This window comes from Chryseobacterium ginsenosidimutans, from assembly GCF_024807225.1.
GTDB classification, from domain to species: Bacteria; Bacteroidota; Bacteroidia; order Flavobacteriales; family Weeksellaceae; genus Chryseobacterium; species Chryseobacterium ginsenosidimutans.
On sequence record NZ_JANUCO010000001.1, the window covers coordinates 4,688,558 to 4,707,377 of the forward strand.

The window sequence follows — 18,820 nt, forward strand, 5'->3', positions numbered from 1 at the left end:
TAAAATGGACAGAAGAGAATTTTTAGAAAAATCAAGCATTTTATTGGCTGGTCTGGGAACTTCAGGCGTTTTGCATCCTGCAATTTTAAAGGCTTTAACGATAGATCCAGCTGCAGAATCTACATTTTATGATGCTGAACATGTGGTTATTTTAATGCAGGAAAACCGCTCTTTCGATCATGCTTTCGGAGCTTTGAAAGGCGTAAGAGGATTTTTAGATCAAAGAACTTTTAAAAAGCAGGACGGTCATTCTGCTTTTTTTCAAAAAAATGATTCCGGAAAATATGCAGCTCCTGCCCGTTTGGATTTAAGAAATACAAAATCTACGTGGATGAGCTCGCTTCCGCATTCTTGGGACAATCAGCAAAAGGCGTTGAATAAAGGAAAATACGATCAATGGCTTCAGTCGAAAGCTTCGGGAAATAAAGATTACAAAGATATTCCGTTGACATTGGGATATTACAACCGTGAAGATTTACCGTTTTATTATCAATTGGCAGATGCATTTACGATTTTCGACCAGTATTTTTGTTCATCATTAACGGGAACGACTCCCAACCGACTTTTTCATTGGTCGGGAACGTTGCGCGAGCAGAAAAACGGTAAAGTAAAAGCCAATGTTTATAATGAAAATATAGATTACGATAAAAATCATCAGGCAAAATGGAAAAGTTTTCCTGAAATTTTAGAAGAGCAAAATGTTTCTTGGAAAATTTATCAGAACGAAATAAGTCTTCCGAAAGGAATGTCGGGTGAACAGGAAGCTTGGCTGAGTAATTTCACCGATAATCCGATTGAATGGTTTTCGAAATTTAATGTAAAATTTTCTAAAGGATATCATCAGAATATTCCGAATATCATTGCTTATTTAAAGTCGGAAATTGAAAAAAATCCGAAGCAAAAGGAAAGATTCGAAGGAATGATTGCTGAATTGGAAGAAGATAAAATTAAATATCATCCTGATCATTACGCTAAACTTTCGCAGGCAGAAAAAAATCTGCATGAAAAAGCATTTACCACCAATTCTAATGATCCCGATTTTTGGAATTTAGAAATAGGAACAGACGAAAAAGGAGAAAAATTAGTTGTTCCGAAAAGTGATGTTTTATTTCAGTTCCGAAAAGATGTTGAGGATAAAAAATTACCATTGGTTTCATGGTTGGTCGCTCCGGAACATTTTTCCGATCATCCCGGTTCGCCTTGGTACGGAGCGTGGTATATTTCTGAGGTTTTAAATATTTTGACCAAAGATCCTGAAACATGGAAAAAGACAATTTTCATTATTAATTATGATGAAAATGATGGGTATTTCGATCATGTTTTACCTTTTGCACCACCGATGAATCCGAGTCAGCCTGTTGATATGAACGGAAAAGACGGTGTGGAATACGTAGACAAAAATCAGGAATATATGTCGACGCAAAAGCTGAAAGATCATGAAAGAATTGAAGGAACCGTTGGTTTGGGCTTCAGAGTTTCCTATGATTATCGCTTCTCCGTGGACGAAAGGCGGTTTTGTGAATTCTGAGGTTTCAGATCATACTTCTGTGTTGCAGTTTCTGGAAAATTTCATTAAGATAAAATTTAATAAAGACCTTACGATTGATAATATCAGCGATTGGAGAAGGGCAATTTGCGGAGATCTGACTTCAGCATTTAATTCATCTACTGTCAAAATTCCTAAGATGGATTATCTTGATCAGAAAGAGTATGCTAAAGCCATTAATTCAGCGAAAAATAAGCCTGTCCCGAATCTGAAATGGTATGCAGAAAATGAATTGAATAGCCATTTACTGGAAATCCAAGAAAGAGGTTTGAAACCATCGAACCCGCTTCCTTATCATTATCATGTAAATTTTGAGGAGGGAAAAATTAAAATGGTGAATGCAAAAGAAAGAGCTGTTCCTTTATTAATCTATGACAGAACGAATTTTAATAATGATAATTTTCATTTTTCTTATGCTTTATATTCAAAACAGGAATTATCGCACGCTGTAAATTTAGGAAAATATGACTGTGAAGTTTTCGGTCCGAATGGTTTTTACAGAAACTTCAAAGGAGAAAATAAGCCTGAACTAGAAATTTCGTTGAATGGAAATCCTTCAAACAATGAAATGGAATTAATTATTAAAAAGAATACTAAAAATAATATTTCGATCACGTTAGAAGATTTCTATAAAAAAAATAAGGAAGAAATTTTATTACAGAAAGACGAACAAAATGTGACGATTAATATCAACAAAATGAAAGGTTGGTACGATCTGAAAATCACGTCAGGAAATAACATCTGGCATTTTGCAGGCAGGCTGGAAACAGGAAAACCTACCGTTTCGGATCCTCATTGGGCTTAATATCATTGATAAAACAAAAAAAATAAAGTCTTATACATAATTTGTATAAGACTTTTCTATTTTCCTGCGTAAAATCATAAAATATTAATATAATTTTTGATTACTTTGCAAAAAAAATTCAAACACACATATTGCAATATTATTAACGAAATAATAAGTATAAAAATATATTGTTAAAAATATTTCATACTATGTTGAATTTTATTAACTTCACTCAACTTAATACCTCACCATGAAAAAAACTAAATTCACTTTAGCTTTGTCTTTAATTGCGTTAGCTGTATCTGCAAATATAAGCGCACAAGACACCAACACCGACAATCACACGATAACGATTTCTGTACCGGAAGTAGCGTTGGTAGATATTGAACCTGCTGCTACCAAAAACATTACTTTGGGATTCACCGCTCCTACAGAAGCTGGTAATCCGATCGTGGCAAACGCTTCTAATAATACGCTTTGGCTTAATTATTCTTCTATTAAATCTGTTGCCGATCCTACCCGTAATGTATCTGTAAAACTGAATGCAATCCTTCCGGGAATTGATATCCATGTGACAGCTGCTGCTGCTACAGGATCAGGAGGTGGTACATTGGGAACTCCGGCTGCTCAGCTTACATTGAGTGCTGCAGACCAAACCATTATCTCAGGAATTGGTAGTGCTTACACAGGTAACGGTGCCAACAATGGTCATAATCTTACTTATGCATTAGCTCCGGGAAGTGGTCCTGGTGGAGTTGCAGTATATGCAGACTTACAGGCAACTGCTACTACTGTAGCTACAGTTACCTATACTATTTCGGACAACTAATCTCGTCCGCTTTCACATTAAATACAGGCAAGAAGAAATTGCAAATCTGTTTCTTCTTGGTCTTGTATTATTACCATTTTAAACACTAAACTTTACATATATATGATAAAGCGTATTCTTTTATTGTTAATTTTCATCCTTCAATTCGGTTTTTTGAAAGCAAGTATCGTTATTCTTAATGGTCTTTCTCATAATTATAAAGTAGAAAACGGAAAAGTATACAAGGGGAAAATTGAAATAGAAAATACAGGGAATAAACCACAAAATGTAAAATTATTTCTTCAGGATTTTAGTTATAAATCTGATGGTACAATTAATTATTCGGTTCCGCATACCAATAACAGGACGAATATCGACTGGATAAAATTCAATACCAATTTCGTTACTCTTAAAGCCAAGCAAAAAACCGAAGTCTATTATGAAATAACGATTCCCAATAAAATTTCTGATCCGGGAAGTTATTGGAGTGTCATCATGGTAGAACCCGTAGAAGACGTAAAACCAAGCGACAGCAAACAAGGAATAAACATTACATCGATCGTACGATACGCTATTCAGGTTATTACAGATTATGATTCTGAAAAAGCAAAGCCGGATCTTAAATTTGAGAGTGTAAAAATTGATAGAGAAGAAGGAATGAAACTGGCGAAAATTGCCATCGCCAATAATGGTAATTTATATTGCAAACCAAGCGCCACCATTGAAATCTATAACCGCAAAACCGGAGAAAAGATCGGAACTTTTTCCAGTCTTGAGATGGGACTGCTGCCTTATACTTCCAAATCATTCCCTATTGACATCAGTAGAATACCACCCGATCATTACAATGCCGTCATCATAGCAACTGACGAAAACGAAAATGCCTTCGCCCTTAATGTGGAACTAGAAGTAAAAAATGATTAAAATTTGGTACATATATATTTTCTTATTATTCCCTGTACTTATTTTTTCCCAACAACAATCCAGAGAAATTGTTACTAAAAAAGATAGTCTGCTACCGGGAACATCTTCTTCTATTTCCTTTATTTTAGAAAATCCTACCTCAGAAAACAAAAAATATACGATTGAAGTCACCACTTCCAATCCGAACATCATCCCGATTTTATCTAAGGGAGAATTCAGCATTTCGGCTGGTGAAAACAAATCTTACATTGTCCCGTTACGTATTGCTACAGAAACCCCACAGGGAAAATATTCGATCGTCATTAATGGAAACTGATCAATATGACGGCAGCCGTTTTACAAAAAAAACAGATGTTATCGTTTCAGGAAGCAGAAAACTTTCTCTTACAGCTTTGGAAGCTCCGGAATTCATCAGAGCCGGAGAAACAATTAAAGCTTCTTTTCTTTTAAAAAACAGCGGAAATGTAGTTGAAAATCTTATTCTTGAAAGTAAAAATGCGATAGTAGATCAGGATACTTACTTAAGCATGCAGCCCGGTGAAGCAAAAGTAATTACCATCCATAAAATAACGAGCGCCGAACTTGGGCAAAATGAATATCAGAATCTAAATCTTTCAGTTTATTCCAAAGAAAGTCCGACGGAAAATCAGTCTGCTTATGTCAGTATAAAAATCATTTCTGTAAAACCTGTTGAAGACGATATTTACCACAGACTTTCCGTTGCCACTTCCTTATCTTTCATCGGAATGCAAAATATGGGTGTTTATCAGGACGGTTTTCAGGGAGAAGTTTACGGTAAAGGAAGTCTTGATAAAGAAAATAAAAACAATATTGAATTTCATGCGGTCACAGAAAATCCGGTAGAATTCAATTCGTTTACACAATATGAAGAATATTTTATCAATTATAAAAGAGATGATTTTTTCGTTCATTTAGGAGACAAAAATTATTCTGCGTCCTACCTTACAGAATTTGCAAGATACGGAAGAGGTGCAGAAGTACGATATGATTTCAAAAAAGTAAGTTTGGGTGGATTTTATAATCATCCGAGATTTTTTCGTGATATAAAAGATGAATTTAATATGTATTCCACTTTTAAAATCAGAAAAGAATCAGAAATTACGGCAGGATATCTTTATAAAATTCCTCGAAAAGGCGAAATGAATTTCGGAAATATCAGACTCGATTCTGAAGCCCATCTTCCTTACACCACAGCAAAATTTAAAATATCAAAAAACATCACAGTTTCGGGTGAATTGGCCTACAGTAAAACCGACACGATGGAAGGCAGCGCTTATATGCTGCAGACTCAGGCTACTTTTGAAAGGCTTAACGGAAGCGTTTTGTACATGAGAGCAAGTCCGCAGTTTGCAGGTTATTTTACGAATACCAGTACTTTTAATGGAAACCTTCAATATCGAATTTCTAATAGGCTTAATGTGTTTGCGAATTATATGCGTGACGCCAAAAATTTCCAGAGAGATACATTATTTCTGGCAGCGCCTTACAGAAACTATTTGCAATATGGTTTACAATATAAATATCTTTCGAATGGTTTCATCATGCTTTATAACGGGTTTCAAAAATATCAGGATCGTCTTGAGCCGAAACAATTTGATTATTACGAACGTTTTTTTAAAGTAAGCATCGACCAGAAAATAGGGATATTTCAGGTAAATCTTGAAAGTCAGTTTGGAAAAACAGAAAATTATCTTACAGGATTTTCAGGGAACTCAAGTTTTTATACGGCTAATTTATCTTTTGAAAGGCTTAAAACTTCATTTAATATTTATGCAAGTTATGCCATTACTTCGCGCTATCAGTTACAAAATCAAAAGCAGGTATATTACGGTGCGAGAATTATCAGCAGACTTTCAGACAAAACCAACTTCAGTCTTTTTTATCAGAATAATTATATGCCTGAAGAATATTTTAAGGACAGAAATCTTTTTGAACTCCTTTTTCATCAGCAGATTTTCCCGGGAAATGAACTGGATCTATCGGGAAGATATTCGCTTCAGAGAGGTGAACTGGGAAATAAAGACTTTATATTTTCGGTGAGATATACATTACGACTTCATGTTCCGGTACAGAAAATTGCCGATTACACTACATTATCAGGAAACATCAGCAATTTGGGAGTCCGTAAAACTGAAGGCATAAAATTGATGTTGGGAAGCTATCTTTCCGTTACCGATAAAAATGGAAATTATACATTTAAAAATATTATTCCTGGAAATTATTATCTTGAAATAGACCGTTCCACAACAGACATAAATGATATTTCGAGCATCTCTTTACCTGCTTCATTAAGTCTTAGCAACAAAGAAAATATTTTTAATTTAGGATTAATGACAGCATCCGGAATTGAAGGAACCATACAGCTTACTGAAAATGAAGGATCGTATAGTTTTGCTAAACTTCAGCTTAATAAAGACAAAAAGAAAAAAGAAAGCATCATTATTGAAGCAACCAATGGTGAACAGACATATCGAAAAATCGCCTTTATCGGAGATACTTTCGACTTTACTTATCTTCGTCCCGGAGACTGGAAAGTGAAAATCTACAGAAACGGTTTAGACAAACGATATAAAATCTCTGTAGAAAACTTTGATCTTACCTTAAAACCTTCGGAAAAACAAAACATAACCATTCATATTACAAAACAACAAAGCGAAATAAAATACCAACAGGAAAGTATAAAAGTAGGTTATAATGAAATAAAAAAGAAAAAATGAAAGTAATCACACCTATCATATTAATAGTTTCCTGTCTGATATACAATACAGCCTTTACCCAAACCACAATAAACAGAACAGTGGCGGTCACATTGCCCGTGGTTACTTTATTAGACATAGAACCCACAGGAACTATTGCGATGAATTTTACAGCTCCTACTGAAGCGGGACAGCCTTTAACAGCACCTACAGCAAATACCACAAAATGGATCAATTATACTTCAGCCATCGCTCCGGCAGGTCTTACCAGAAGAGTAACAGCATCCGTAAACCAAGTCATTCCCGGTGTTGACATCAAATTACAGGCAGCGACAGCTTCAGGTTCGGGCGGAGGAACATTAGGAACTCCAACAGCTCAGGTTACTCTTTCCACAACGGCAGTAAATATTATCACAGGAATAGGCGGAGCTTTTACCGGAAACGGAGCAAGTAACGGACATAGATTGACCATAAGTCTTGTCGTTAACAATTACGCCAATCTCAATACACGTACCAATACTCCTGTTATTATCACCTATACCATTACTGAATAAAAGAAAACCCAATGAAGTTCAAAAACATATATCATAAAAAATCAGTATATATCATTCTTTTGATGGTATTCAGTTGCTGTTTTAAAGCACAGACAATATCAGCCACAGGAAGCAATTGGGCGGTAACTGTTCCTTCAATTACAGAAGCAGGCAGCAATTATACAGGTCTATATGAAAGTGCAACCAATCAGGTGGTATTGTCAGTAAGTGTTCCTCTGTTATTAGGCAATGCAAAAGTATCCGTTCATTATGAAGTCAATCCCACTTGGCACAATTCCTTAATCTTATCTGCAAAAAGAACCAGTAACGGAACTACTCTTTGCGCTTTATGCAGCATAACTGGCGGAACCGCTTATCAGACGATTACCCTGACTGATCTTGAATTATTCAGAATACAAGCCGTTCTGGCTCTTGCTTCCTATACCGGGATCAATATACAGCTACAGCTAAGTGGAGTTTCTGTAACGATCCCTGCAACAGCTTATCAAAGCAGAATTGTATTTACTGTAAGTCCAATTTAAAACATAACAAGACTCATTATTTATTTTTATAAGGAGCTATTTCCCGCTATCCACTTTTACTCCTCGTTCCTCTGCTTTCTTTCAGAGCCTGTACTTACTGCGGGGTAACCGTTTCTATCGGGGCTAAAACTCTTGTCGGGATTAGAAATTAAGGCTTTCTTAAACATAAAAAATTATCTTTATAATAGCCAATAAACTCCTGTCTCTGTCATTGTGAAGAGCACAGCGAGTAAGCAATCTCAACATATTATTATTTACAATATAATTATCTTCTTAATTAAAAATACGCTCAAACATCTGTGCAGATCTGTGTCATCTGTGGGAAAATAAAAGACTAATGTACGGATTCATTGAGATTGCTTGGCTCGCAATGGCAACCCAACTATCAACGATCAACAAACTTACTGATTACGTATTACCTATTACCCATTACTAATTATTCATTACTCATGTATTTTTGGGGTATGAATGGTTGGGGTATGTGCATAAAAAAAGTCTCATACAAATACATGTATGAGACTTTTAAATAAAAACTGGCGGCGACCTACTCTCCCGCTTTCGCAGTACCATCGGCGCTGGTGGGCTTAACTTCTGTGTTCGGAATGGGAACAGGTGAGCCCCACCGCTAAAACCACCCTAAAGGTTGTATAGTAGGATATCAGAGCTTAGATTTCAGATTTCAGACTTTTAGGTCTTGTATCTGATGTCTTGTATCTGACATCTGTTTTATCGATAAAAACATTCACAAAGAGAGAACCTTGATTGCGCAATTAAGCGTTGCCAATTAGGCTATAAATCTACGGGTAATTAGTACTACTCGGCTATGCTGTTACCAACTTTACACCTATAGCCTATCAACGTTGTCATCTCCAACGACCCTTAAAAGATGTCTCATCTTGAGGCGAGTTTCGCACTTATATGCTTTCAGTGCTTATCTCTTCCAAACGTAGCTACTCAGCGGTGCTCCTGGCGGAACAACTGATACACCAGAGGTTTGTTCAAATCGGTCCTCTCGTACTAGATTCAAGCCCTCTCAAACATCTAACGCCCGCAATAGATAGAGACCGAACTGTCTCACGACGTTCTGAACCCAGCTCGCGTGCCACTTTAATGGGCGAACAGCCCAACCCTTGGGACCTTCTCCAGCCCCAGGATGTGACGAGCCGACATCGAGGTGCCGAACCTCCCCGTCGATGTGAGCTCTTGGGGGAGACTAGCCTGTTATCCCCGGAGTACCTTTTATCCTATGAGCGATGGCCCTTCCATACGGAACCACCGGATCACTATGTCCTGCTTTCGCACCTGATCGACTTGTAGGTCTCACAGTCAAGCACCCTTATGCCATTACACTCTACGCACGGTTACCAAGCGTGCTGAGGGTACCTTTGAAAGCCTCCGTTACTCTTTTGGAGGCGACCACCCCAGTCAAACTACCCACCACGCAATGTCCTTCTAAAAGAAGTTAGGCTCCAAGTAAGTAAAGGGTGGTATTTCAACGTTGACTCCACAAACACTAGCGTGCCTGCTTCAAAGTCTCCCACCTATCCTACACATTACTTACTCAAAGTCAATACGAAGTTATAGTAAAGGTTCACAGGGTCTTTTCGTCCCATTGCGGGTACTCGGCATCTTCACCGAGACTACAATTTCACAGAGCTCATGGTTGAGACAGTGCCCAGATCGTTACACCATTCGTGCAGGTCGGAACTTACCCGACAAGGAATTTCGCTACCTTAGGACCGTTATAGTTACGGCCGCCGTTTACTGGGGCTTCAGTCAAACGCTTCGCATTGCTGCTAACGCCCTTCCTTAACCTTCCAGCACCGGGCAGGTGTCAGACCCTATACAGCATCTTTCGATTTAGCAGAGTCCTGTGTTTTTGATAAACAGTCGCCTGGGCCTCTTCACTGCGGCCAGCATTGCTGCTGGCGTCTCTTCTTCCGAAGTTACGAGACTATTTTGCCTAGTTCCTTAACCATGATTCACTCTAGCACCTTAGGATTCTCTCCTCGACCACCTGTGTCGGTTTTGGTACGGGTTGCTTCACTTCGGCTTTTCTTGGAAGCACTTTCCTTACAACAACTTCGCCCGAAGGCTAGGTCTTGACTATTCCGTCAGTCTCCAGTAAGTACGGCACTCCGTCCCCTTTTTAGTGTGAGCAAGTATGGGAATATTAACCCATTGTCCATCCACTACCCCTTTCGGGTTCGCGTTAGGTCCCGACTAACCCTCAGCTGATTAGCATGGCTGAGGAAGCCTTAGTCTTTCGGTGAGCGGGTTTCTCGCCCGCTTTATCGTTACTTATGCCTACATTTTCTTTTCTATACGCTCCACAATACCTCACGATACTGCTTCCGTGCGAATAGAATGCTCTCCTACCAGATATAACCCAACGGTTATAAATCCATAGCTTCGGTATTCTGTTTATGCCCGATTATTATCCATGCCGGACCGCTCGACTAGTGAGCTGTTACGCACTCTTTAAATGAATGGCTGCTTCCAAGCCAACATCCTAGCTGTCAATGCAGTCCAACCGCGTTGCTTCAACTTAACAGAAATTTGGGGACCTTAGCTGTTGGTCTGGGTTCTTTCCCTCTCGGACATGGACCTTAGCACCCATGCCCTCACTGCCGTGGAACATTTATTAGCATTCGGAGTTTGTCAGGAATTGGTAGGATTTGACTCCCCCGCATCCAATCAGTAGCTCTACCTCTAATAAACTTATACACGACGCTGCACCTAAATGCATTTCGGAGAGTACGAGCTATCTCCCAGTTTGATTGGCCTTTCACCCCTACCCACAGGTCATCCGAAGACTTTTCAACGTCAACCGGTTCGGTCCTCCACTCTGTGTTACCAGAGCTTCAACCTGCCCATGGGTAGATCACAAGGTTTCGCGTCTAATCCTACTAACTAACCGCCCTATTCAGACTCGCTTTCGCTCCGGCTCCGGACCTGAAGTCCTTAACCTCGCTAGTAAAATTAACTCGTAGGCTCATTATGCAAAAGGCACGCCGTCACCCAACTTGTGGGCTCCGACCGCTTGTAGGCGTACGGTTTCAGGTTCTATTTCACCCTTCTATTCGAAGTGCTTTTCACCTTTCCTTCACAGTACTTGTTCACTATCGGTCTTTCAGGAGTATTTAGCCTTGGAGGATGGTCCCCCCATATTCAGACAGGATTTCACGTGTCCCGCCCTACTCATTTATCATCTAAATATACCTTTCAAATACGGGGCTATCACCCTCTATGGCTGTTCTTTCCAGAACATTCTTTTAAATATATAAAGACTTTTGGGCTAATCCGCGTTCGCTCGCCACTACTTACGGAATCTCTTCGATTTCTTTTCCTCCGGGTACTTAGATGTTTCAGTTCTCCGGGTTTGCTCTCTAATAAATTAGAGTGACTGGTCTTCAACCAGACGGGTTGCCCCATTCGGACATCTCGGGATCAATTCGTGTGTGCCAATCCCCCGAGCTTTTCGCAGCTTACCACGTCCTTCTTCGCCTCTGAAAGCCTAGGCATCCGCCATACGCCCTTAACGATTTCTTTCCTAATTATTAATTAGTTCAGTATTTTTTGTCTAATATTACTATTAAACTATTTTTGTAAACTCAAACGCTTAATTGCGCTCGGTTTTCTCTTTGTGATATTTTTACCGTTAATGTCAATGATCTTTATGCTTTCTCAGGCTTAATCCGCAAATATTGTTTTTGGCTCTATCTGCTTTTTTAATTCTAAACCTTCAAATTACTGTTAATTGAATAACAATGTGGAGAATAAGGGAGTCGAACCCTTGACCTTCCCGATTCATCGGGATGCTCTAGCCCCTATCGGCTAAAATCCTTTGTTTATTTTTTAAATAACTTCTATTCTTGTTACATCGCTGTAACTTTTTCATTACTTTTCAGTAATTGTGGAGAATAAGGGAGTCGAACCCTTGACCTCCTGCGTGCAAGGCAGGCGCTCTAGCCAGCTGAGCTAATTCCCCCTCTAGTTGAGTGTACGAGTCAGAGGGTCGGAGGGTTTGAGTGTTAACTCATCTTCTCTTATACTCTAAAACTCTCTTACTCAAAATTAGTAGTCTCGGGCAGGCTCGAACTGCCGACCTCTACATTATCAGTGTAGCGCTCTAACCAGCTGAGCTACGAGACTTCATTTTTTAGTTGTTGGTTGTTGGTTTTTAGTCATTAGTCTAAAACTAATTCCTAATAGCTAAACCTCGAACTTCTTTAACTAAAATCTCTCTTCCCTGTTACTAATTTCTAGTGGGTTTTGTATTTTTTAATATATCAACCAAATAAAAAACTAAAGCATGAACTTTAAGCAAGTACATGGTACATTGAAGTACCTTAATTTTGTTTATCGTCTAAAGACGCTCTAAAATGAGATGTTCCAGCCGCACCTTCCGGTACGGCTACCTTGTTACGACTTAGCCCTAGTTACCTGTTTTACCCTAGGCAGCTCCTATTACGGTCACCGACTTCAGGTACCCCAGACTTCCATGGCTTGACGGGCGGTGTGTACAAGGCCCGGGAACGTATTCACCGCGCCATGGCTGATGCGCGATTACTAGCGATTCCAGCTTCATAGAGTCGAGTTGCAGACTCCAATCCGAACTGAGACCAGCTTTCGAGATTCGCATCCAGTCGCCTGGTAGCTGCCCTCTGTACTGGCCATTGTATTACGTGTGTGGCCCAAGGCGTAAGGGCCGTGATGATTTGACGTCATCCCCACCTTCCTCTCTACTTGCGTAGGCAGTCTCACTAGAGTCCTCAACTTAATGCTAGCAACTAGTGACAGGGGTTGCGCTCGTTGCAGGACTTAACCTAACACCTCACGGCACGAGCTGACGACAACCATGCAGCACCTTGAAAATTGCCCGAAGGAAGGTCTATTTCTAAACCGATCAATTCCCATTTAAGCCTTGGTAAGGTTCCTCGCGTATCATCGAATTAAACCACATAATCCACCGCTTGTGCGGGCCCCCGTCAATTCCTTTGAGTTTCATTCTTGCGAACGTACTCCCCAGGTGGCTAACTTATCACTTTCGCTTAGTCTCTGAAACTTAAAGTCCCAAAAACGAGTTAGCATCGTTTACGGCGTGGACTACCAGGGTATCTAATCCTGTTCGCTCCCCACGCTTTCGTCCATCAGCGTCAGTTAAAACATAGTGACCTGCCTTCGCAATTGGTGTTCTAAGTAATATCTATGCATTTCACCGCTACACTACTTATTCCAGCCACTTCTACTTTACTCAAGACCCGCAGTATCAATGGCAGTTTCATAGTTAAGCTATGAGATTTCACCACTGACTTACGAGTCCGCCTACGGACCCTTTAAACCCAATAAATCCGGATAACGCTTGCACCCTCCGTATTACCGCGGCTGCTGGCACGGAGTTAGCCGGTGCTTATTCGTATAGTACCTTCAGCTTTCCACACGTGGAAAGGTTTATCCCTATACAAAAGAAGTTTACAACCCATAGGGCCGTCGTCCTTCACGCGGGATGGCTGGATCAGGCTCTCACCCATTGTCCAATATTCCTCACTGCTGCCTCCCGTAGGAGTCTGGTCCGTGTCTCAGTACCAGTGTGGGGGATCACCCTCTCAGGCCCCCTAAAGATCACAGACTTGGTGAGCCGTTACCTCACCAACTATCTAATCTTGCGCGTGCCCATCTCTATCCACCGGAGTTTTCAATAATAACTGATGCCAGTCATTATATTATGGGGTATTAATCTTCCTTTCGAAAGGCTATCCCCCTGATAAAGGTAGGTTGCACACGTGTTCCGCACCCGTACGCCGCTCTCAAGATTCCGAAGAATCTCTACCGCTCGGCTTGCATGTGTTAGGCCTCCCGCTAGCGTTCATCCTGAGCCAGGATCAAACTCTCCATTGTATGTTTGTCTGACTCACTCAAAGTTTTTTAATACGCTTTAGTTTTTCCTTACTTGGTTGTATATCTATTTTTCAATGATCTCTTTTCTTTCGCTTTTTACAATACCTAATGTTCTGTCGTTTTCAGTATCGATTTGCGTGTGCAAAAGTAAAACTTTTTTCCTAATTGACCAAATGTTTTTTGAAGATTTTTTAAAGTTTTTTAAATAACCCTAACCCCTCTATTCAACACCCAATCATCTACTCCTGCGCTCCCGTTTTACCGGACTGCAAAGATAAGAATCTTTTTTATATTACCAAATTTTATTTACTAAAATTTTGGATTATATTTTCAAGCTAATATCCTATAACAATTATATAATAGTATACAATCATTATATAGTAGTGTCTTTAATTTTATGCCCATCTAAAGGCTCTTCTGCGCTACTGACATACTCTCGTTTTCAGTGGGGCAAAAGTACATCCTTTTACCCTCAATCTCCAAATATATTTAACATAATGTTTACTTTTAATTCATATTTAATCATAAGTCTCTGACTTTCTGAGAGAATAATTTTAAACTAATGTTTGTTTTTTTAGAGGTTAGGTCAGAGGTTGCAGCTTGAAGCGTTAGAGTGTTTGAGTGTGGGAGAGTTTTAGAGTTCGAGGATTGAAGAGTTGGAGGATTCGAGTTTGGGAGAGTCGGAGGATTTGAGATTATCAGAATGGAAGGATATAAAACTTCTTGTATTAAAGTTTGAGAGTTCAAGTGAAAAGAATTTGAATAAGAGAAGAATGATTATTTCCAGCGATATGATCCGGGGAATGATAATGAAAAATTGTTTGAAGTTTTTTAAGTTAAAGCAATTAAATATAAGTTTTGGCTAAAGCCTTTTGCTGAGTTCTTATTCAAAGCAGGCTGAAGCCCGCCCCTATTGATGGAACAGCAAGCGCTTCTTAAATTCTTGCTCTCTATTTATAAGGAAGTATTCTTATTCCTCTATAATCAAAAAGTATAACGTTATAAAGTATGAGTTTTTTTGTGGTATATTATATTTTTATTTTCCCACAGATGACACAGATCTGCACAGATGTTGGAGGATATTCTTTTATTAAAAAGATAATATATTGTAAAGAGCAATACTATTTTTAGCATTTAGCATTTAGCATTTAGCATTTAGCATTTAGCATTTAGCATTTAGCATTTAGCATTTAGCATTTAGCATTTAGCATTTAGCATTTAGCATTTAGCATTTAGCATTTAGCATTTAGCAAAAATAATTGAGTGGGTAAAAATCAACAAAGAAAAATCAATTTTTCTACAAGAGATTCATGTTTAAAGAAGAAAAAACTCTCGTAGATTATACGGATTAAGCAGATTTTCTATTGATTGGAAAATTATATTTTTTAGATAAATTTAAAAAGAGCTTATTCTTCGAAGTAAAATGCAAATACAAAAAAATGTAAAAAATTGCTTTAGATCCTTTCAGGCTCACAAACTTTGTGGAGATTTTGGAATGTGGAAAGATAGATATGGAAGTTAATATAAATATTCTGCTTTATATTGATCGTCATTAAATCTTGAGATCTTTTCATAATCGATACTAATGGCTGCGTTTTTCATTTTCCCACAGATGACACAGATTTGCACGGATTTTTGAGTCTATTTATTAGGAAGATACATATTGTAAAGAAAAAAGAGTTTTCGCAGATTATACGGATTAAGCGGATTTTCTATTGATTAAAAAATTATATTTTTAGATAAATTAAAAATATTCTCAAACATCTGTGCAGATCTGTGTCATCTGTGGGAAAATAAAAGACTAATGTACGGATTCATTGAGATTATTTTACTTCAACAAACTCAGTCTCGGTTTTGCTATACTCTTGCAATGACAACCCAACGATCAACTATCACCTATCAACGATCAACAAACTTACTGATTGCGTATTACCTATTACCCATTACTTATTATTCATTACTCATGCTTATGGTGTAAAACGAAAAAAGTCTCATACATTACTGTATGAGACTTTTAAATAAAAACTGGCGGCGACCTACTCTCCCGCTTTCGCAGTACCATCGGCGCTGGTGGGCTTAACTTCTGTGTTCGGAATGGGAACAGGTGAGCCCCACCGCTAAAACCACCCTAAAGGTTGTATAGTAGGATATCAGAGCTTAGATTTCAGATTTCAGACTTTTAGGTCTTGTATCTGATGTCTTGTATCTGACATCTGTTTTATCGATAAAAACATTCACAAAGAGAGAACCTTGATTGCGCAATTAAGCGTTGCCAATTAGGCTATAAATCTACGGGTAATTAGTACTACTCGGCTATGCTGTTACCAACTTTACACCTATAGCCTATCAACGTTGTCATCTCCAACGACCCTTAAAAGATGTCTCATCTTGAGGCGAGTTTCGCACTTATATGCTTTCAGTGCTTATCTCTTCCAAACGTAGCTACTCAGCGGTGCTCCTGGCGGAACAACTGATACACCAGAGGTTTGTTCAAATCGGTCCTCTCGTACTAGATTCAAGCCCTCTCAAACATCTAACGCCCGCAATAGATAGAGACCGAACTGTCTCACGACGTTCTGAACCCAGCTCGCGTGCCACTTTAATGGGCGAACAGCCCAACCCTTGGGACCTTCTCCAGCCCCAGGATGTGACGAGCCGACATCGAGGTGCCGAACCTCCCCGTCGATGTGAGCTCTTGGGGGAGACTAGCCTGTTATCCCCGGAGTACCTTTTATCCTATGAGCGATGGCCCTTCCATACGGAACCACCGGATCACTATGTCCTGCTTTCGCACCTGATCGACTTGTAGGTCTCACAGTCAAGCACCCTTATGCCATTACACTCTACGCACGGTTACCAAGCGTGCTGAGGGTACCTTTGAAAGCCTCCGTTACTCTTTTGGAGGCGACCACCCCAGTCAAACTACCCACCACGCAATGTCCTTCTAAAAGAAGTTAGGCTCCAAGTAAGTAAAGGGTGGTATTTCAACGTTGACTCCACAAACACTAGCGTGCCTGCTTCAAAGTCTCCCACCTATCCTACACATTACTTACTCAAAGTCAATACGAAGTTATAGTAAAGGTTCACAGGGTCTTTTCGTCCCATTGCGGGTACTCGGCATCTTCACCGAGACTACAATTTCACAGAGCTCATGGTTGAGACAGTGCCCAGATCGTTACACCATTCGTGCAGGTCGGAACTTACCCGACAAGGAATTTCGCTACCTTAGGACCGTTATAGTTACGGCCGCCGTTTACTGGGGCTTCAGTCAAACGCTTCGCATTGCTGCTAACGCCCTTCCTTAACCTTCCAGCACCGGGCAGGTGTCAGACCCTATACAGCATCTTTCGATTTAGCAGAGTCCTGTGTTTTTGATAAACAGTCGCCTGGGCCTCTTCACTGCGGCCAGCATTGCTGCTGGCGTCTCTTCTTCCGAAGTTACGAGACTATTTTGCCTAGTTCCTTAACCATGATTCACTCTAGCACCTTAGGATTCTCTCCTCGACCACCTGTGTCGGTTTTGGTACGGGTTGCTTCACTTCGGCTTTTCTTGGAAGCACTTTCCTTACAACAACTTCGCCCGAAGGCTAGGTCTTGACTATTCCGTCAGTCTCCAGTAAGTACGGCACTCCGTCCCCTTTTTAGTGTGAGCAAGTATGGGAATATTAACCCATTGTCCATCCACTACCCCTTTCGGGTTCGCGTTAGGTCCCGACTAACCCTCAGCTGATTAGCATGGCTGAGGAAGCCTTAGTCTTTCGGTGAGCGGGTTTCTCGCCCGCTTTATCGTTACTTATGCCTACATTTTCTTTTCTATACGCTCCACAATACCTCACGATACTGCTTCCGTGCGAATAGAATGCTCTCCTACCAGATATAACCCAACGGTTATAAATCCATAGCTTCGGTATTCTGTTTATGCCCGATTATTATCCATGCCGGACCGCTCGACTAGTGAGCTGTTACGCACTCTTTAAATGAATGGCTGCTTCCAAGCCAACATCCTAGCTGTCAATGCAGTCCAACCGCGTTGCTTCAACTTAACAGAAATTTGGGGACCTTAGCTGTTGGTCTGGGTTCTTTCCCTCTCGGACATGGACCTTAGCACCCATGCCCTCACTGCCGTGGAACATTTATTAGCATTCGGAGTTTGTCAGGAATTGGTAGGATTTGACTCCCCCGCATCCAATCAGTAGCTCTACCTCTAATAAACTTATACACGACGCTGCACCTAAATGCATTTCGGAGAGTACGAGCTATCTCCCAGTTTGATTGGCCTTTCACCCCTACCCACAGGTCATCCGAAGACTTTTCAACGTCAACCGGTTCGGTCCTCCACTCTGTGTTACCAGAGCTTCAACCTGCCCATGGGTAGATCACAAGGTTTCGCGTCTAATCCTACTAACTAACCGCCCTATTCAGACTCGCTTTCGCTCCGGCTCCGGACCTGAAGTCCTTAACCTCGCTAGTAAAATTAACTCGTAGGCTCATTATGCAAAAGGCACGCCGTCACCCAACTTGTGGGCTCCGACCGCTTGTAGGCGTACGGTTTCAGGTTCTATTTCACCCTTCTATTCGAAGTGCTTTTCACCTTTCCTTCACAGTACTTGTTCACTATCGGTCTTTCAGGAGTATTTAGCCTTGGAGGATGGTCCCCCCATATTCAGACAGGATTTCACGTGTCCCGCCCTACTCATTTATCATCTAAATATACCTTTCAAATACGGGGCTATCACCCTCTATGGCTGTTCTTTCCAGAACATTCTTTTAAATATATAAAGACTTTTGGGCTAATCCGCGTTCGCTCGCCACTACTTACGGAATCTCTTCGATTTCTTTTCCTCCGGGTACTTAGATGTTTCAGTTCTCCGGGTTTGCTCTCCTTGCGGAGTGACAGGTCTTCAACCTGCCGGGTTGCCCCATTCGGACATCTCGGGATCAATTCGTGTGTGCCAATCCCCCGAGCTTTTCGCAGCTTACCACGTCCTTCTTCGCCTCTGAAAGCCTAGGCATCCGCCATACGCCCTTAACGATTTCTTTCCTAATTATTAATTAGTTCAGT

The 18,820-nt window shown here is 40.2% G+C and carries 8 protein-coding genes, 2 tRNA genes and 5 rRNA genes; 8 read left to right on the forward strand and 7 right to left on the reverse strand.

From position 1 onward, the window contains the following. Nucleotides 1-4: 4 nt before the first annotated feature. The 8 genes from J3D55_RS22125 to J3D55_RS22160 all read left to right on the forward strand — a co-directional run bounded on the left by J3D55_RS22125 (nt 5) and on the right by J3D55_RS22160 (nt 7,857). Nucleotides 5-1,528, forward strand: a complete 1,524-nt coding sequence (locus J3D55_RS22125; RefSeq protein ID WP_259134939.1) for an alkaline phosphatase family protein — start codon at nt 5-7, stop codon at nt 1,526-1,528. Beyond that, nucleotides 1,437-2,351, forward strand: a complete 915-nt coding sequence (locus tag J3D55_RS22130) for a phospholipase domain-containing protein (protein WP_259134941.1) — start codon at nt 1,437-1,439, stop codon at nt 2,349-2,351. The genes J3D55_RS22125 and J3D55_RS22130 overlap by 92 nt, the downstream gene beginning before the upstream one ends. A gap of 232 nt (nt 2,352-2,583) precedes the next feature. Continuing rightward, the gene (locus J3D55_RS22135) at nt 2,584-3,162 is read left to right on the forward strand and encodes a hypothetical protein (RefSeq protein WP_259134943.1); all 579 of its coding nucleotides are present in this window, start codon (nt 2,584-2,586) and stop codon (nt 3,160-3,162) included. Between the two features lie 102 nt (nt 3,163-3,264). After that, nucleotides 3,265-4,065, forward strand: a complete 801-nt coding sequence (locus J3D55_RS22140) for a DUF3324 domain-containing protein (protein WP_259134953.1) — start codon at nt 3,265-3,267, stop codon at nt 4,063-4,065. Continuing rightward, nucleotides 4,058-4,381, forward strand: a complete 324-nt coding sequence (locus J3D55_RS22145) for a hypothetical protein (RefSeq protein WP_259134955.1) — start codon at nt 4,058-4,060, stop codon at nt 4,379-4,381. The genes J3D55_RS22140 and J3D55_RS22145 overlap by 8 nt, the downstream gene beginning before the upstream one ends. Next, nucleotides 4,371-6,803 (forward strand): hypothetical protein, encoded by a 2,433-nt coding sequence (locus tag J3D55_RS22150; protein WP_259134957.1) that lies wholly within the window; start codon nt 4,371-4,373, stop codon nt 6,801-6,803. The genes J3D55_RS22145 and J3D55_RS22150 overlap by 11 nt, the downstream gene beginning before the upstream one ends. Further along, complete coding sequence (locus tag J3D55_RS22155; protein WP_259134959.1) at nt 6,800-7,336, forward strand: hypothetical protein; 537 nt, start codon at nt 6,800-6,802, stop codon at nt 7,334-7,336. Before J3D55_RS22150 ends, J3D55_RS22155 begins: the two co-directional genes overlap by 4 nt. Before the next feature lie 11 nt (nt 7,337-7,347). Then, complete coding sequence (locus J3D55_RS22160) at nt 7,348-7,857, forward strand: hypothetical protein (protein WP_259134961.1); 510 nt, start codon at nt 7,348-7,350, stop codon at nt 7,855-7,857. 531 nt (nt 7,858-8,388) lie between these two features. Here the strand turns inward: J3D55_RS22160 and rrf (J3D55_RS22165) are convergent. From rrf (J3D55_RS22165) to J3D55_RS22195, 7 genes are all read right to left on the reverse strand, one after another. Next, nucleotides 8,389-8,496, reverse strand: a 5S ribosomal RNA gene (gene rrf / locus J3D55_RS22165). Between the two features lie 148 nt (nt 8,497-8,644). Beyond that, a 23S ribosomal RNA gene (locus J3D55_RS22170) occupies nt 8,645-11,409 on the reverse strand. A gap of 365 nt (nt 11,410-11,774) precedes the next feature. Beyond that, nucleotides 11,775-11,848, reverse strand: a tRNA-Ala gene (locus J3D55_RS22175). A 90-nt stretch (nt 11,849-11,938) separates the two neighbouring features. Continuing rightward, nucleotides 11,939-12,012 (reverse strand) — tRNA-Ile (locus J3D55_RS22180). 228 nt (nt 12,013-12,240) lie between these two features. Continuing rightward, a 16S ribosomal RNA gene (locus J3D55_RS22185) occupies nt 12,241-13,758 on the reverse strand. The 16S, 23S and 5S rRNA genes sit together here with 2 tRNA genes alongside, the layout of an rRNA operon. 2,023 nt (nt 13,759-15,781) lie before the next feature. Beyond that, nucleotides 15,782-15,889: ribosomal RNA gene (gene rrf / locus J3D55_RS22190) — 5S ribosomal RNA — on the reverse strand. Between the two features lie 148 nt (nt 15,890-16,037). Then, a 23S ribosomal RNA gene (locus tag J3D55_RS22195) occupies nt 16,038-18,798 on the reverse strand. Nucleotides 18,799-18,820 lie beyond the last annotated feature (22 nt).

Bases quoted from the DNA above. Each gene is read 5' to 3' on its own strand.
- J3D55_RS22155 (WP_259134959.1), top strand. From the start codon at position 6,800: ATGAAAGTAATCACACCTATCATATTAATAGTTTCCTGTCTGATATAC.
- J3D55_RS22135 (WP_259134943.1), top strand. From the start codon at position 2,584: ATGAAAAAAACTAAATTCACTTTAGCTTTGTCTTTAATTGCGTTAGCT.
- J3D55_RS22145 (WP_259134955.1), top strand. From the start codon at position 4,058: ATGATTAAAATTTGGTACATATATATTTTCTTATTATTCCCTGTACTT.
- J3D55_RS22130 (WP_259134941.1), top strand. From the start codon at position 1,437: ATGAAAGAATTGAAGGAACCGTTGGTTTGGGCTTCAGAGTTTCCTATG.
- J3D55_RS22160 (WP_259134961.1), top strand. From the start codon at position 7,348: ATGAAGTTCAAAAACATATATCATAAAAAATCAGTATATATCATTCTT.
- J3D55_RS22150 (WP_259134957.1), top strand. From the start codon at position 4,371: ATGGAAACTGATCAATATGACGGCAGCCGTTTTACAAAAAAAACAGAT.
- J3D55_RS22125 (WP_259134939.1), top strand. From the start codon at position 5: ATGGACAGAAGAGAATTTTTAGAAAAATCAAGCATTTTATTGGCTGGT.
- J3D55_RS22140 (WP_259134953.1), top strand. From the start codon at position 3,265: ATGATAAAGCGTATTCTTTTATTGTTAATTTTCATCCTTCAATTCGGT.